At 74.8% G+C, this 15,536-nt stretch carries 10 protein-coding genes; 4 read left to right on the top strand and 6 right to left on the bottom strand.

The features are described from left to right. Nucleotides 1–15: 15 nt before the first annotated feature. Entirely contained in the window at nucleotides 16–2,856 is a 2,841-nt protein-coding gene (locus OG767_RS07640; protein ID WP_405092780.1) for an EAL domain-containing protein, read from the bottom strand. 321 nt (nucleotides 2,857–3,177) lie between these two features. On the opposite strand from OG767_RS07640, the gene OG767_RS07635 reads away from it, so the two are divergent. Then, nucleotides 3,178–3,615, top strand: coding sequence for a PH domain-containing protein (locus tag OG767_RS07635; protein ID WP_405092779.1), 438 nt, complete (start codon nucleotides 3,178–3,180; stop codon nucleotides 3,613–3,615). On the opposite strand, the gene OG767_RS07630 is transcribed toward OG767_RS07635, so the two are convergent. Next, on the bottom strand, nucleotides 3,609–4,535 hold the full coding sequence (locus tag OG767_RS07630; protein WP_405092778.1) for a 2-hydroxyacid dehydrogenase: 927 nt from the start codon (nucleotides 4,533–4,535) through the stop codon (nucleotides 3,609–3,611). The two genes, OG767_RS07635 and OG767_RS07630, sit on opposite strands and share 7 nt — an antisense overlap. Before the next feature lie 142 nt (nucleotides 4,536–4,677). Here OG767_RS07630 and OG767_RS07625 point away from each other — a divergent pair, with 142 nt between their 5' ends. From OG767_RS07625 to OG767_RS07615, 3 genes are all read left to right on the top strand, one after another. Continuing rightward, a complete protein-coding gene (locus OG767_RS07625; RefSeq protein WP_405092777.1) occupies nucleotides 4,678–6,483 on the top strand; it encodes a SpoIIE family protein phosphatase in 1,806 nt (601 codons plus the stop codon). A gap of 62 nt (nucleotides 6,484–6,545) precedes the next feature. Further along, entirely contained in the window at nucleotides 6,546–7,721 is a 1,176-nt protein-coding gene (locus tag OG767_RS07620) for a PQQ-dependent sugar dehydrogenase (protein ID WP_405092776.1), read from the top strand. Nucleotides 7,722–7,775: 54 nt separating this feature from the next. Continuing rightward, nucleotides 7,776–9,383, top strand: coding sequence for a metallophosphoesterase (locus tag OG767_RS07615; RefSeq protein ID WP_405092775.1), 1,608 nt, complete (start codon nucleotides 7,776–7,778; stop codon nucleotides 9,381–9,383). Nucleotides 9,384–9,732: 349 nt separating this feature from the next. Here OG767_RS07615 and OG767_RS07610 read toward each other — a convergent pair whose 3' ends face one another. The 4 genes from OG767_RS07610 to gatC all read right to left on the bottom strand — a co-directional run bounded on the left by OG767_RS07610 (nucleotide 9,733) and on the right by gatC (nucleotide 15,474). Beyond that, a complete protein-coding gene (locus tag OG767_RS07610) occupies nucleotides 9,733–12,081 on the bottom strand; it encodes a transketolase-like TK C-terminal-containing protein (RefSeq protein WP_405092774.1) in 2,349 nt (782 codons plus the stop codon). A 107-nt stretch (nucleotides 12,082–12,188) separates the two neighbouring features. Continuing rightward, nucleotides 12,189–13,685, bottom strand: a complete 1,497-nt coding sequence (gene gatB / locus OG767_RS07605; RefSeq protein WP_405092773.1) for an Asp-tRNA(Asn)/Glu-tRNA(Gln) amidotransferase subunit GatB — start codon at nucleotides 13,683–13,685, stop codon at nucleotides 12,189–12,191. An 11-nt stretch (nucleotides 13,686–13,696) separates the two neighbouring features. Continuing rightward, nucleotides 13,697–15,172: an Asp-tRNA(Asn)/Glu-tRNA(Gln) amidotransferase subunit GatA gene (gene gatA / locus OG767_RS07600; protein ID WP_405092772.1), complete on the bottom strand. Its 1,476-nt coding sequence runs from the start codon at nucleotides 15,170–15,172 to the stop codon at nucleotides 13,697–13,699. Beyond that, a complete protein-coding gene (gene gatC, locus OG767_RS07595; RefSeq protein ID WP_281935881.1) occupies nucleotides 15,169–15,474 on the bottom strand; it encodes an Asp-tRNA(Asn)/Glu-tRNA(Gln) amidotransferase subunit GatC in 306 nt (101 codons plus the stop codon). The genes gatA and gatC overlap by 4 nt, the downstream gene beginning before the upstream one ends. Between the last annotated feature and the right edge of the window lie 62 nt (nucleotides 15,475–15,536).

The following is a 15,536-nucleotide window of genomic DNA, read 5'->3' as shown; positions in this document are numbered from 1 at the left end:
GGTTAAGTCAGCTCCTCACCGGGACGCCGAGGGGAACTCCTCGAACCACGCCTCCACCCGCTCCGCGGTCGCCGGCCGGGCCAGCGCGAAGCCCTGGCCGTACCGGCAGCCGGCCCGGCGGGCGCCGGCCACCTGACCGTCCGACTCCAGCCCCTCCACCACGACCTCCACGCCGAGCCGGTCGCCGAGGTTCGCCACCACGTCGATCAGCGGACGCTGCCCGTCCCCGCCCGGTGCCACCAGGTGCGGGCCCACCTTGAGCAGGTCGATCGGCAACCGGCGGAGCTGGGCCAGCGAGGCGTGCTCGGCGCGGAAGTCGTCGAGCGCGGTGCGCACCCCGAGCGACCGCAGGCCGGCCAGCCGCGCCGTCACGGTGGGCAACTCCGCCCCCACCGCCGGCTCGGCCACCTCCACCACCAGCCGTTCCGGCGGCACGTCGTACGCCGCCAACGCGGTCGCGGTCCGCGCCACGAAGTCCGTCGCGGCCAGCTCCCGGGGCGTGACGTTGACCGCCATCCACAGCTCGCGGCCCCCCTCCGACCAGGCGGCGAGCTGCCGGCAGGCCCGGTCCACCACCCACCACCCGACCTCACCGAGCAGGTCCAGGTCGGCCGCCACCGGCAGCAGCTCCGCCGGCAGCACCGTGCCCAGCGCCGGGCTGCGCCAGCGCAGCAGCGCCTCGGTGCCGACCGGCATCCGGTCGGCCAGCGCCACCACCGGCTGGTAGACCAGGTCCAGCTCGCCCCGGGCCACCGCGCCGGGCAGCTCCCGTTCCAGGTCGAGCCGGCGGACCAGTTGCTCCTCCAGGTAGGCGTCGTACCACTCGATCCGCTCCCGGCCGAGCTGCGCCGCCCGCCGCCGGGCCAGGTCGGCCTGGCGCAGCACGTCCTCCGGGTCGCCACCGGTGGTCTCGGCCAGCCCGACGCTGACCCGGAGCGGGGTGCCGCCCTCCGGCCGGGGGTACGGCTCGGCGAGCGCCGTCAGCAGCCGCGTGCCCAGCGCGTACGCGGGCACCGGCCCGAGGTCGGTGAGCACGGCGAACCCGGTGTCGCCGACGTGGGCGACCAGGTCGTGCGGACCGCAGCCGGCGCGCAGCCGGCGCCCCACCTCGGCCAGCGCCGGCCCGTCCGGCGGGGCCGCCTCGTCGCCGTGCACGTCCACCAGGAGCAGCGCGCCGCCGCTGCGCAGGGAGAGCGCCCGCACCAGCTCGGCCCGGCTCAACAACGCCGGCTCACCGCCGTCGTCGCCCACGCCGACCAGCCGCCGCAGCCACGCCTCGCTGGCCGCGAGCCGTTCCACCCGGCGGCGTTGGTCGGCGGCGGCCAGCAGCTCACCCACCATGATCGGCGGGATGACCGCCAGGCCCAGGGCCATCGCCGCCGGGGTGAACTCGCCCGCCGTGCCCAGGTGCACGCCGGCCGCGAGCGCGGCGATGCCGGCCGGCGCGGTGAGCCGGGGCCACGCGGCCGGCGCGGCCCCGTGGTGCGGTCGCTCCCCCGCCGAGGTACGCCGGGCGCCGGCGGCGATCAGCAGCGCACCGGCCAGCACCGGCGGCGCGACTGCCGACAGCGCGCGATCCGGGGCGTCGTACGCGAGCAGCACCACCAGCAGCGCCAGCCCGCCCAGCGTGAGCCCGGCACCGGCGTGGCAGCACGCGGCGCCCGGCCGACGCCGGCGTTCGGAGACCGCCGCCATGGCGAGCACGGCCAACGCCACCGACCCGCCACCGGTGGCGACCCATGCGACCGGCGGCACCGGGCCGGCGGGCAGCAACATCCAGCCGGCGAAGACCAGGCTGACGCCGAGCGCGAGCACGTCGACGGTGCGGCGCAGACGTTCCCGGGCGGGGAGCCGGGACCGACCCGGCAGGCGGAGCAGCGCGGCGGCGTGCAGCGGCGCGGTGAGGCCGAGCCCGACCAGCGCCACCGGCAGCCGGTGCGCCGGGTCGCTCAGCGGCAGCACCGCGACGGTGAGCCCGGCGACCAGGACGGCCGCGTCGAGAATCGCGGCGACCCGCCGGGACAGCGCCACCCGGCGGGCCTGCCGCCCGGTCGCGGCGCTCGGGACGGGTGGGCCCGCCCGGCCGGTCGCCTCGGCCCGGCCCGGGGCGACGGCCCGCTCCGGCGGCCCGGAGCCGCCCGCCCCCGGTACGCCGAGGCAGGTCTTCGGCCGACCCGGAACGGCGCGCGGCGCCGACGTCGGATGGCCGGCGCCCGCCACGGCGTGAGGTGCCGACGCCGACGGGTCGGCGCCCGACACGCCCCGGACCAGCCAGGCCGACGCCGGATCGGCGACATGCGGAAGGGCGAACTGCGCCGGGCCGTCGACGCGCGGACTGGCGTGCTGCCCCGACGCCGGGCCGTCGACCTGCGGAACGGCGCGCTGCCCCGATGCCGGGCCGTCAACGTGCGGAACGGCGCGCTGCCCCCATGCCGGATCGGCGGAGCCCGGGGCGGCGTGCCGCGCCGGCGTCAGGGGGTCGGCGCCCGCTGCACGGCGACGCGTCCGGGCCGAGGGCAGCGGGCTGCGCGCCGGGACGGCGTGACGAGTCGGCGCCGGTGTGGGCGGGACGCCCGCCAGCCAGGCGAGCCGGACACAGGCGAGGGCGGAGGCGCCGGCAACGGCGAGCGCTGCGGCGGCCGGACCGGGCACGAGCCCAGCGACGCCCGCCAGCAGGAAGGACATTCCGATGAGCGACACGGTCAGGTCGGGCAGCGGTGGCCGCCGGCGGGGTCCGGCGGAGGGGATGACGGGCACGGCGGTCGCCTTCGTGAGGGGGCACGGGGCGGTGCTGTTGCGGTGCGGCGTGCGGGGTCGGGCGGGCGCGGTCGCATCGGCGAGGACCGCTGCGGCCATGCCTAAGAACGATCCCGGAAGTGGCCGGTGACGGCACGTTCATAGTGACGCGCGTCACATACAACACGCCCACCAATCTCGGCGCGCAAGCGCCAGAGGCGCATTTCCCACCAAGCCCCCCGCCCCACCCCGCCCCGCCCCACAAACGCCGCCCCCCAGCCAACGGGCCGACGAGCGGCCCGCTCGGTCGATCATGAAGTTGACGGCGACAAAACGGACGGAGGGTGCCGCCAACTTCATGATCACGGGCGAGGGGCAGGGGTGGGGGCGGGGGCGGGGGCAGGGGCGGGGGGTGAGCTGGTCGGATGCGATCATCGGAGCGTGAGTCGCGCCGACACCGTCCGTTTCCGTCCCAACCAGGCCATCCTGGTGGCCGCGATCGTCGCCTTCATCGGCGCGCTGCCGCTGGCCACCGCCCGGTGGTGGCTGCTCTGGGTGCTGCTGGTGCCGCTCGGGATCGGGCTGTGGGCGTGGCGGTCCGGCACCGACGCCGACGCCCGGGAGCTACGGCTGCGGGCGCTCGTCGGGCAGCGACGGGTGCCCTGGGACCGGGTCGCCGAGCTGGCCGGCGACGCCCGCGGCCGGGCCGTCGTCCGGCTCGACGACGGGCAGGTGCTCGTGCTGCCCGCGGTACGCGCCACCGACCTCCCCCGGCTGGTCACCGCCACCGGGCAGCGCCTTCCCGACGGCACCACAGGTCGGGGACGGCTCGACGACGGCACCGGTCGGGAGCAGCCCGACGACGACGCCGGTCAGTAGCCGTCCACCACCCGGTTCGTCAGCTCCTCCCCGGCCACGTAGCGGCGCAACTGCGCCCCCACCAGCCGGTACGCGCGCGGCAGCAGACCGCGCACCGAGCCGGCGACGTGCGGGGTGAGCAGCACGTTCGGCAGCTCCCACAGCGGGTGGTCGGCCGGCAGCGGCTCCGGATCGGTGACGTCCAGCGCGGCCCGGAGCCGCCCCGACGCCAGCTCGGCGAGCAGCGCCGGCGTCCGGGCCACCGGCCCCCGCGCGGCGTTCACCAGCAACGCGCCGTCCGGCATCGCGGCGAGGAACCGCTCGTCGACCAGACCCCGGGTCTGCCCGGTCAGCGGCACCAGCAGCACCACCACGTCCGCGGCGGGCAGCAGGGCGGGCAGGTCGGCCACCCCGTGCACGTCCTCGTCCGGGCGGGCGGTACGGGCGACAAGCGTGAAGCTCACCTCGAACGGGGCCAGCCGGGCGCGTACCGCCGCGCCGATCGAGCCGGCGCCGACGATCAACACCCGCTTGCCGGCCAGCTCGTCGGTCGGGGCGACCTCGTCGTACGCCCATTCCCGGCGGGCCTGGGCGCGGGCCAGCGGCGCGAACCCGCGCAGCGCGGACAGGATCGCGCCGACCACCCACTCGGCGGTGGCCGAGTCGTGCACGCCGCGGGCGTCGCAGAGCGTCACGCCGGCCGGCATCCGGCCCGCCCACGCGTCCGCGCCGGCGGAGAGCAACTGCACCACCTCGACGTCCGGCAGGTCGGCCAGGAGCGCGCCGGCGTCCGGGCCGGCCAGGAACGGCGGCACCCAGAACCGCACCCCGGCCGGGGACGACGGGAGCCGGGCCGGATCGGTCAGCACCTCCACGGTGACGTCGGGCGGCAGTTCGCCGAGCAGTCGACGACCGTCGGGGTGCGGAATCCATGCCTTCACGACCGCCGACGATATCCGTAGCCGCAGGTCGACGCCGCGGCGGCCGTGACGAACGCCCCGCCGGGGGTCGGACACACGTGCGACAGGGTTTAATCGGGGGCGGGACGCCGGCCGGCGCCGCGACGCGCAGGACAGGGGGGCGATGAGCGAGGACGACCCGGAGCGGAAGGCGGCGCCGATTCCGGCGCTGACCAATCCCGACCGGCTGCGGTCCCTCGACGAGACGCGCCTCGACGCGGTGCCGGACGAGGCGTTCGACCGGTTCGCGCGGCTGGTCGGCGACCTGCTCGACGTGCCGGTCGCGCTGGTCTCCCTGGTCGACGCGGACCGCCAGTTCTTCCCCGGCGCGACCGGGCTGCCGCAGCCCTGGGCGGACCGCCGGGAGACCCCGCTCAGCCACTCGTTCTGCCAGCACGTCGTCGACATCGAGGTGCCGATGGTGCTGCCCGACGCCCGGCTCTACCCACGGGTGCGGCTGAACCTCGCCATCGAGGATCTCGGCGTGGTGGCGTACGCGGGCATGCCGCTGACCGACCTGGAGGGGCGGGTGCTCGGCTCGCTCTGCGCCATCGACAGCAAGCCCCGCGCCTGGACCAGGGAGCAGTTGCGTACGCTCGCCGACCTGGCCGCCGCCTGCTCGTCGGAATTGCGGCTGCGGATCGCGGTCCGCAGCGCCGAACAGGCCCGCCGCCGGGCGGAGGAGGCTCACGACCGGCTCGCGATGCTGGCCGGGATGAGCGAGATGCTCGGCGGCACGCTCGACGTGGCCACCGCGGTCGACCGCCTGGCGCACGCCATGGTGCCGCTGCTGGCCGACTGGTGCCTGATCACGCTGGTCGACCCGGCGGGCCGGCCGCGCAGCGTCTCCGGCGTGCACCGGGACGGGGAACGTCGCGCCGACCTGGCCCGCTTCGCCACGCTGCTGACCACCGGGCTCGGCCCGGAGTCGCTGATCCGTTCGGTGCTGCGCTCCGGTCGGCCGGTGATGCGCGGCGCCGCCGACATCGGGGACGTGGCGCGCGGCACCACCCGTCCGGAGCTGGTGCCGCTGGCCGAACGGCTCGGCATCGGCTCGCACCTGACGGTGCCCATCACCGCCGTCGGCGACCGGGTGATCGGCACCGTCACGCTTGTCAACCGCGCCGGTCGGCGCGGGTTCGACGCGAGCGACCTGCGGACCGCGCAGGACATCGGGGTACGCGCCGGCCAGGCGGTCGGCAACAGCCGGCTCTACGGCGAGCAGCGGCACGTGGCCGAGGTGCTCCAGCACAGCATGCTGCCGGTGCTGCCGAGCGTGTCCGGGATGGAGCTGGCCGCCGGCTACCTGCCGGCGGCGGACCGGGTCGAGGTCGGCGGCGACTGGTACGACGCGTTCGTCCAGCCCGACGGCGAGCTGATCGCCGCCATCGGTGACGTCGCCGGCCACGACATCGAGGCCGCCGCCACCATGGGCCAGTTGCGGAACCTGGTCCGGGGCAACGCGTACGGGCGCGACGATCCGGTGGAGGAACTGGTGGCCAACCTCGACCGGGCCATCGGTGGGCTCCGGGTGCCGACGGTCGCCACCGCCGTGCTGGCCCGGGTCCGCCCCGGCGACGGTGGGCTCCGGGTCCGCTGGTGCAACGCCGGGCACCCGCCGCCGCTGCTGATCCGCGCCGACGGCACGGTGTCGGTGGCGCAGGGACGCGGTCCGCTGCTCGGTCTGGTCCGCCCGCCCCGGCGCACCGGCCGGACGCTGACGCTCGCTCCGGGCGACACGCTGCTGCTGCACACCGACGGCCTGATCGAACGCCGGGACCAGCCGATCGACGAGGGGCAGGCGGAGCTGCTCGACCGGCTCGCCGCCGACGGTCCCGACGTGCCGCTGGCCGTGCTCTGCGACCGGCTGCTGGCCGCCGCGCACCGCCGCGAGGACGACGTCGCCGTGCTCGCCCTGCGCGCCGGCTGAGCGGCCGGCCCGCACCGCGTCGTCGGCCCGGTTCACCGCCGCGTGCGGCTAGGCTGGGCCGGGTGAGCCCGCGACTCCCGTACCCCCGCGCCCACCGCCTCCGGACGGTGCTGGCGGCGTCCTGCGCGGCGCTGCTGCTGGGCACCGCCGGCTGCGCGCTCGGCGAGCCCGAGCCGGATCCGGCCGGCGAGCCGCCCAACCTGCCGACGCCGTCGAGCACGGCCAGCCCCGGCGGGGCGAGCCAGCAGGTGGTGGCCACGGTGCTGGCGAAGGGGCTGGCGGTGCCGTGGGCGATCGCGTTCCTGCCCGACGGCGCGGCGCTGGTCACCGAGCGGGACAGCGGCCGGATCGTCCAGGTCGGCCCGGAGTCGGGGCCGGACGGGCTGGCCGTCCGGCCGGTGCAGACGGTGCCCGGCGTGGCGGCCGGCGGTGAGGGCGGCCTGCTCGGCATCGCCGTCTCCCCGAAGTACGCGCAGGACCGGATGATCTTCGTCTACTACACGGCCGAGGCCGACAACCGGGTCGCGAAGCTGCGGCTGGGTCAGACGCCGACGCCGATCCTCACCGGCATCCCGAAGGCCGGCAACCACGACGGCGGCGGCCTGGGTTTCGGCCCGGACGGCTTCCTCTACGTGAGCACCGGGGACGCCGGGCGCACCGCGAACGCGCAGGACCCGAAGAGCCTCGGCGGCAAGATCCTCCGGATCACCCCGGACGGCAAGCCGGCCCCGGGCAACCCGACCGCCGGTTCGCCGGTGTGGTCCTCGGGTCACCGCAACGTGCAGGGCTTCGCCTGGATGCCGGACAAGCGGATGTACGCGGTGGAGTTCGGCCAGAACACCTGGGACGAGATCAACCAGATCAACCAGGGCGGCAACTACGGCTGGCCGCAGGTCGAGGGGCGCGGCGACGACAACCGCTACGTGGACCCGGTCGTGCAGTGGCGCACCGGCGACGCGTCCTGCTCCGGGCTGGCCGCCGTGGAGCGGCTGCTGGTCGCCGCGTGCCTGCGCGGGCAGCGGCTGTGGCTGGTCGAGCTGGCCGGCAACGGGACCGTTCTGGGCCAGCCGCGCGAGCTGCTCACCGGCAGGTACGGTCGGCTGCGTGCCGCCGCTGTGGCACCGGACGGCTCGATCTGGGTGAGCACCTCGAACCGGGACGGCCGGGGCCGGCCGGCCGCCGAGGACGACCGGATCCTGCGGCTGGTCCTCGCGGACGGCGGCGCCGGCCGGAGCTGAGCCGCTTCGGACAGGTTTGCCAAGATCACGCACTGGGCAGGTCAGGATTTCAGCATGGACGGCCAGGAGAACGAAGAGCAGCGCGCCGGGAACCCGACGTCCCCGGCGACCGGACGCGCCCGCCGCCTCGCGGCCTGGCGGCCGGGCCACCGGCTGCGCCGGGTCGGCGTGGCGCTGGCGCTGCTCGCGGTCACGCTCGGCGGCATCGTGGTCGGCACGTACGCCGGCGGCCACGTCGGCACCGACATCGGCCCGTTCCGGGCGGAGCTGAAGCTCAGCCCGTCGCTGACCGGCGGCACCACCGTCGACATCCCGCCGTTGGGCGCGTTGCTGCTGGACAGCCACGACGGGCCGGCGTACCTGACCGTCGAGGTGGGCTCCCTGGACCAGCGGCGCACCGAGGCACTCATCGACGATCCGGCGAGCATCAGTCGGGCCAGCCAGTCGGCGGTGCAGGACGTCCGCGACGGCGTGCTGCGGCTCGGCCTGCGGACGCTCGCCGCGGCGGTGCTGGCCACCCTGCTCCTGGCCGGGCTGGTCTTCCGCGACGTGCGGCGTACCGCCTGGGCCGGCGGGTTGGCGCTGGTCATCACCGCCGGCAGCCTCGGCCTGGGCGCGGCCACCGTCCGGCCGCAGGCGATCGAGGAACCGCGGTACGAGGGGCTGCTGGTCAACGCGCCCGCGATCGTGGGTGACGCGCGGCGGATCGCCAACGACTACACCAAGTACGCGGAGCAGCTCCAGCGGCTGGTCGGCAACGTCAGCAAGCTCTACACCACGGTCTCGTCGCTGCCGGTGGTGCAGCCGTCCCCGGGCACCACCCGGGTGCTGCACGTCTCGGACATGCACCTCAACCCGACCGGCTGGCAGTTGATCCGCACGGTGGTCGAGCAGTTCGGCATCGACGTCGTGATCGACACCGGCGACCTCACCGACTGGGGCAGCGAGCCGGAGGCGTCCTACGTCGGCTCGATCGGCCTGCTCAAGAAGCCCTACGTCTACATCCGCGGCAACCACGACTCGCCGCGGACCGCCGCGGCGGTGGCTCAGCAGCCGAACGCCGTGGTGCTGAACAACTCGACCACGACCGTGGCCGGGCTGACCATCGCCGGCATCGGCGACCCGCGGTTCACCCCGGACAAGGAGACCTCGCCGGCCGGCAGCGGACTCACGTCGGCGGTGGCCGACCAGGTGATCGGCGCCGGCGAGCAGCTCGCCGCCACGGTGGAGAAGTCACCGCGGAAGGTGGACGTGGCGCTGGTGCACGACCCGGCGTCGGCCGGGCCCCTCTCCGGCACCTGCCCGCTGGTGCTCTCCGGGCACACCCACGCCCGCCAGGTGTCGAAGCTGCCGCAGGTGCCGGGCGAGCAGCCGACGACGCTGATGGTGGAGGGCTCGACCGGTGGGGCCGGGCTGCGCGGGCTGGAGGGCGAGAAGCCGACACCGCTGGCCATGACGGTGCTCTACTTCGACCAGCAGAAGCTGCTCCAGGCGTACGACGAGATCACCGTGGGCGGCACCGGGCAGTCGCAGGTCAACCTGGAACGGCACGTCATCCGGGATCCGGCCAAGGGGGACGAGGTGCCGGTCACCCCGACGCCGACCCGCGGCGCCCCGGAATCAGGGTCGCCGAGCGCGACCCCGGCACCGACCCCCAGCTGACCGCACCGACCCGTTACTTTTCGTGACGGCGGCATCGGGACGGGTGTCGGCCTGCGCCCCCTTTGCTCTGCAGCCATCGACGCAGCAGGCACCGAGTGTCACCGTGCCGGCGACCGGCACCGCGCGACGGCCCCGACCTGCACGCAGGTCGGGGCCGTGCTGCGGATATGGCTGCAGAGCAAAGGCCGCGCGCGGTGCCAATTCCGCTCCGCGCGGCCATCACGCTGCGCGACGACGCGTGCCGCTCACACTCCGCCACCGCGCGGCCCGCTCACACCGCCACGACGCGCGTCCGCTCACACCGCACGCCGGCCGCGTCCCGCCGGCGCCGCGCAACCGTCCGGCCGGGTCAGCGCAACGCGAGCGCGGCCAGCGCCGCGTTGACGATGCTGCCGGGCAGCAGGTCGTGCAGCTCGTACAGCTCCCGGACGGTGCCGGACTGACCGAACTCGTCCACCCCGAGCGGCACCGCCGGGGCACCGACCGCCGAACCGAGCCAGGCCATGGCGTGCGAGGCCGCGTCCTGCACGGTCACCACCGGCACCCGGTCGGCGAACGCCGACCGCAGCGCGCCGGGCACGCTCGGCACGGTGGCGGTCCGCACGCCCTGACGCAGCGTCCGCTGCCACGCGCGGTAGAGCCGGTCCAGGCTGGTCACGTCCACCACGTGCGCCGCCACGCCCTCCTCCGCCAGCTCCGCGGCGGCGGCCAGCACCTCCGGCAGCACCGCGCCGGAGGCGGCGAGCTGCACGACCGGGGCGTCCGCGAGATCCGGGTACGCCTGGTGCGCGTCGACGAGCCGGTACGCTCCGGCCACCACCTGCCGGCGCAGCACCGCGTCACCGAGCCGGGCCCGCGCCGCCTCGAACGGCGCCTGGTCGATCGGTCGGGTGCTGAGCCGGAAGTAGTACGCCCCGTCCTCGGCCGGCGCGGCGGTGACGGCCGGCGCGGCACCGCCGGCGATCTGCCCGAGCGCGTCGCAGAGCAGCCAGTCCAGGCTGCCGGCGTACGCGGGTTCCAGGAACGTCACCCCGGGCAGCTCCAGGCCCACCGACGCGGTGATGGTGGACTGGTGCGCGCCGCCCTCGGGCGCCAGCGTGATGCCGGACGGGGTGCCGGCCACCACGAACCGGGAACCCGAGTAGGTGCCGTACAGGAACGCGTCGAGCCCGCGCAGCACGAACGGGTCGTAGACCGTGCCGACCGGCAGCAGCGGCTGGCCGGACAGGTCCCACGACAGGCCGAGCTGGCCCAGCAGCAGGAACAGGTTCATCTCGGAGATGCCCAGCTCGATGTGCTGCCCGGCGGGGCTCTCCGTCCAGCGCAGCATCCGGTCCTCGGTCCACGAACGCTGCTCGGTCGGGGCGAACACACTTGTCTTGTTGATGAAACCGGCCAGGTTGGTCGAGGTGGCCACGTCCGGCGCGGTGGTCACCAGGTAGGGCGCCACCTGCGGGTCACGGGCCAGGTCGACGAGCACCCGGCCGAACACCTCCTGGGTGGAGACCGGCTTGTTCGCGCGTACCCGGGTCGACTCCGGCACGGTGACGCCCAGCGCCCGCTCGCGCGGCGCGCGGGACAGCGCCTCCCGGCGTTCGGCGGCCCAGATGCCGGCCGGGGACGCCGGGTCGAGGCGGTCCCACTCGGTCTCCGCGGTCAGGCCGTGCGCCGTCCGCAGCGCGGCCACCTGTTCGGTGCTCAGCAGCGCCGAGTGGTTGCGCGGGTTGCCGGCGATCGGCAACCCCCAGCCCTTCACCGTGTACGCGAACACCACGCTGGGCCGGTCGGTGACCGCGTCGCACTGGGCGTACGCGTCGAGCAGCGCCTGCGCGTCGTGCCCGCCCAGGTCGGTGACGAGCGGGCCCAGCTCGTCGTCCGGGACGTCGGCGACGAACGCGGTCACCTCGTCCGGCGCGCCGTCCAGGAACTGCTTGCGCAGGACCGGCCCGGCCAGCCCGAACAGCGACTGGTACTGCTCGTTCGGCATCCGGTCGATCCAGTCGCGCAGCGCCGCGCCGCCCGGCCGGGCGTACGCCTCGGCGAGCCGGCGGCCGTACTTGACCTCGACGACGTGCCAGCCGGCGGCCTCGAACTGGCCGCGCCACTGGTTGATCCGGATGCCGGGGACGACCCGGTCCAGCGACTGGCGGTTGAAGTCGACCAACCACATCACGTTGCCCAGGCCGGTGGTGGCCGGGTCGGCGACCGCCTCCCAGATGTTGCCCTCGTCCAGCTCGGCGTCGCCGATCAGCGCGATGAACCGGGAGTGCGGGCGCGCGCCGAAGTGCGCGTCGACGTAGCGGCGGGTGACGGCGGCGAACAGCGGCGCGGCGGCGCCCAGACCGACCGATCCGGTGGAGAAGTCCACCTCGTCCGGGTCCTTGGTCCGCGACGGGTACGACTGGAGCCCGCCCCGGGCACGCAGCTTCGGCAGGTAGGACCGGTCCAGGTTGCCGAGCAGGTACTGGATGGCGTGGAACACCGGGGAGGCGTGCGGCTTCACCGCGACCCGGTCCTCGGCGTCCAGGTGCTGGAACCAGAGCGCGGTCATCGCGGTGACCAGCGACGCGCTCGACGCCTGGTGGCCGCCGACCTTCACCCCGTCGCCGGTGTCCCGGTCGTGGTTGGCCGCGTCGACGATGCGGGTGGCGAGCCAGAGCACCCGGCGCTGGATCTCGTCGAGGACGTCGGTGTTCACGCTTGCTCCATCCGGGCGTCGCCGTTGACGCCCTCTCCGGGGTGGGGGGTAAGGAGGGGCCCCCGCTTAACGCATTCTGCATAGGCGGGGGCCCCTTTTAACACGTGTCAGGCAGCGCCGAGACGCTCCAGGATCAGCTCGCGGACGGTCTTGGCGTCCGCTTGGCCGCGGGTGGTCTTCATGACGGCGCCGACCAACGCGCCGGCCGCCGCCACCTTGCCGCTGCGGATCTTGTCGGCGATGGCCGGGTTGGCGGCGATCGCCTCGTCCACGGCGGCGGTGAGCGCGCCGGTGTCCGAGACGACCTCCAGGTTGCGGGTGGTCATGATCTCGGTCGGCGAGCCCTCGCCGGCCACCACGCCCTCCAGCACGGTGCGGGCCAGCTTGTCGTTGAGCTTGCCGGCGTCGACCAGGCCCTGAAGCTCGGCCACCTGCGCCGGGGTCGCCCCGATGTCGGCCAGCTCCACGCCGGTCTCGTTGGCGCGTCGGGACAGCTCACCGAGCCACCACTTGCGGGCCGCCGCCGGGGTGGCGCCGGCCGCCACGGTGGCCTCGATCAGCTCGACCGCGCCGGCGTTGACCACCGACTGCATGTCCAGGTCGGAGAGGCCCCAGTCCTGCTGGATCCGCTTGCGGCGCAGCCGCGGCAGCTCCGGCAGGGCGGCCTTCAGCTCGGCCACCCAGGCGGTGTCCGGCGCGAGCGGCACCAGGTCCGGCTCCGGGAAGTACCGGTAGTCGGTGGCGGTCTCCTTGGACCGGCCCGACGTGGTGTCGCCGGTGTCCTCGTGGAAGTGGCGCGTCTCCTGGACGATCCGGCCGCCCGCGTCCAGCACCGACGCCTGGCGCAGCATCTCCGACCGGACCGCCCGCTCGACCGAGCGCAGCGAGTTGACGTTCTTGGTCTCGGTCCGCGTGCCCCACTCCGCGCCGGGCAGGTTCAGCGACGTGTTGACGTCGCAGCGCAGCGAGCCCTCCTCCATCCGCACGTCGGAGACACCAAGCGAGCGGATCACGTCGCGCAGCTCGGCGACGTACGCGCGGGCGATCTCCGGGGCGAGCGCGCCGGTGCCGGGGATCGGCTTGGTGACGATCTCGACCAGCGGGATGCCGGCCCGGTTGTAGTCGACGAGCGACTCGGTGGCGCCGTGGATGCGGCCGGTGGCACCACCGACGTGCAGCGTCTTGCCGGTGTCCTCCTCCAGGTGCACCCGCTCGATGCCGATGCGCACCAGCTCGCCGTCGACCTCGACGTCCAGGTGGCCGTCGAAGCAGAGCGGCTCGTCGTACTGGCTGATCTGGAAGTTCTTCGGCATGTCCGGGTAGAAGTAGTTCTTCCGGGCGAACCGGCACCACTCGGCGATCGAGCAGTTCAGCGCCAGGCCGATCCGGATGGTCGCCTCGATGGCCGCCTTGTTGGCCACCGGCAGCGAGCCGGGCAGGCCCAGGCAGACCGGGCAGACCCGGGTGTTCGGCTCGCCACCGAAGTCGGTCGGGCAGCCGCACCACATCTTGGTGTTCGTGCCCAGCTCGACGTGGGTCTCCAGGCCGATCACCGGTTCGTAGCGCGCGACGACCTCGTCGTACGCGGGCAGTGTCGTCGTCATCTGCTCCTGCCTCACAGTGCCGGTGGGGTGAACGTGCCGACGCTGGACTCCAGCGCGGCGGCGACCCGGTACATCCGGTCGTCGGCCATGGTCGGGGCCATGATCTGCAGACCCACCGGGAGCCCGTCGGACAACCCGCACGGCACCGAGATGGCCGGACCGCCGTAGAGGTTCGTCGGGATGGTGAACAGGTCCGCCAGGTACATCTGGTACGGGTCCGAGGTGCGCGCGCCGATCGGGAACGCCACGAACGGCGTGGTCGGCGAGATCAGCGCGTCCACCTGCTCGAACGCGCTGGTGAAGTCGCGCGTGATCAGCGTACGCACCTTCTGCGCCTGGCCGTAGTAGGCGTCGTAGTAGCCCGACGAGAGGGCGTACGTGCCGATCATGATGCGCCGCTTCACCTCGGGACCGAAGCCGGCCTCGCGGGTCAGCGACATGACCTCCTCCAGCGACCGGTTGCCGTCGTCCCCGACCCGCAGGCCGAACCGGACGCCGTCGAAGCGGGCCAGGTTGGAGGAGCACTCGCTCGGCGCGATCAGGTAGTAGGCCGGCAGCGCGTACCTGAAGTGCGGGCAGGAGATCTCGACGATCTCGGCGCCCAGCTTGGCCAGCGCCTCGACCGACTCGCGGAACGCCGCCATCACGCCCGGCTCGGCGCCCTCGCCGGTGAACTCGGTGACCACGCCCAGCTTGACGCCGGTCAGGTCACCGCTCGCGCCGAGCTTCGCCGCGCCCACCACGTCCGGCACCGGGGCCGGGATCGAGGTGGAGTCGCGCGGGTCGTGGCCGCCGATCACCTGGTGCAGCAGCGCGGCGTCGAGCACGGTACGCGCGCACGGGCCGGGCGTGTCCAGCGACGAGGAGAACGCCACCAGGCCGTACCGGGAGGTGCCGCCGTAGGTGGGCTTCGCGCCGACGGTGCCGGTGACCGCGCCGGGCTGACGGATCGAGCCGCCGGTGTCCGAGCCGATCGCCAGCGGCGCCTCGTACGCGGCCAGCGCCGCCGCGCTGCCGCCGCCGGAGCCGCCCGGGATGCGCTCGGTGTCCCACGGGTTCCGGGTCGGCCCGTACGCGGAGTATTCGGTGGACGAGCCCATGGCGAACTCGTCCATGTTCGTCTTGCCGAGCATCACCGTGCCGGCGGCGCGCAGCCGCTCGACGATCGTCGAGTCGTACGGCGGACGCCAGCCCTCCAGGATCTTCGACCCGACGGTGGTCGGCACGCCCTTGGTGGTCAGCACGTCCTTGACCGCGACCGGGACGCCGGCCAGCGGGCCCAGCTCCTCGCCGGCGGCGCGGCGCTCGTCCACGGCCCGCGCGGCGGCCAACGCGCCGTCGCTGTCGACGTGCAGGAACGCGTGCACCCGGTCGTCGACGGCACCGATCCGGTCCAGGTGGGCACGGGTGACCTCGACCGCCGAGGCGTCACCGTTGGCGACGAGGCCGGCGAGGTCGACGGCGTTGAGCCTGGTCAGGTCGGTCACGATGCCACATCCTCGTCCAGGATCCGCGGAACGCGGAACCGCTGCTCCTCGGCGTCGGGCGCACCCGACAGCACCTCCTGCGGGGTCAGGCTCGGCGTCACCACGTCCTCGCGGAGCACGTTGGTCAGCGGCACCGAGTGGGAGGTCGGCGGGATGTCCGCCGCGGCGACCTCGCCGACCTGCGCGACCGACTGGAGGATCACGTCCAGCTGGCCGGCGAACATGTCCAGCTCCTCCTCGGTGACGGCGAGCCGCGACAGTCGCGCGAGGTGCGCGACCTCCTCGCGGGAGATGGCGGCCATCGGGTGCCCCCTTCGTGGCTGTCCTTCAGACGTCTGCGTGTGCCGGCCGCGCGCCTGACGGA

It is taken from the genome of Micromonospora sp. NBC_01392, assembly GCF_045040125.1.
Taxonomy (GTDB): domain Bacteria; phylum Actinomycetota; class Actinomycetes; order Mycobacteriales; family Micromonosporaceae; genus Micromonospora.
Note: the sequence above shows the minus strand (reverse complement) of the source record. Positions and strands in the feature narration are given on the sequence as shown.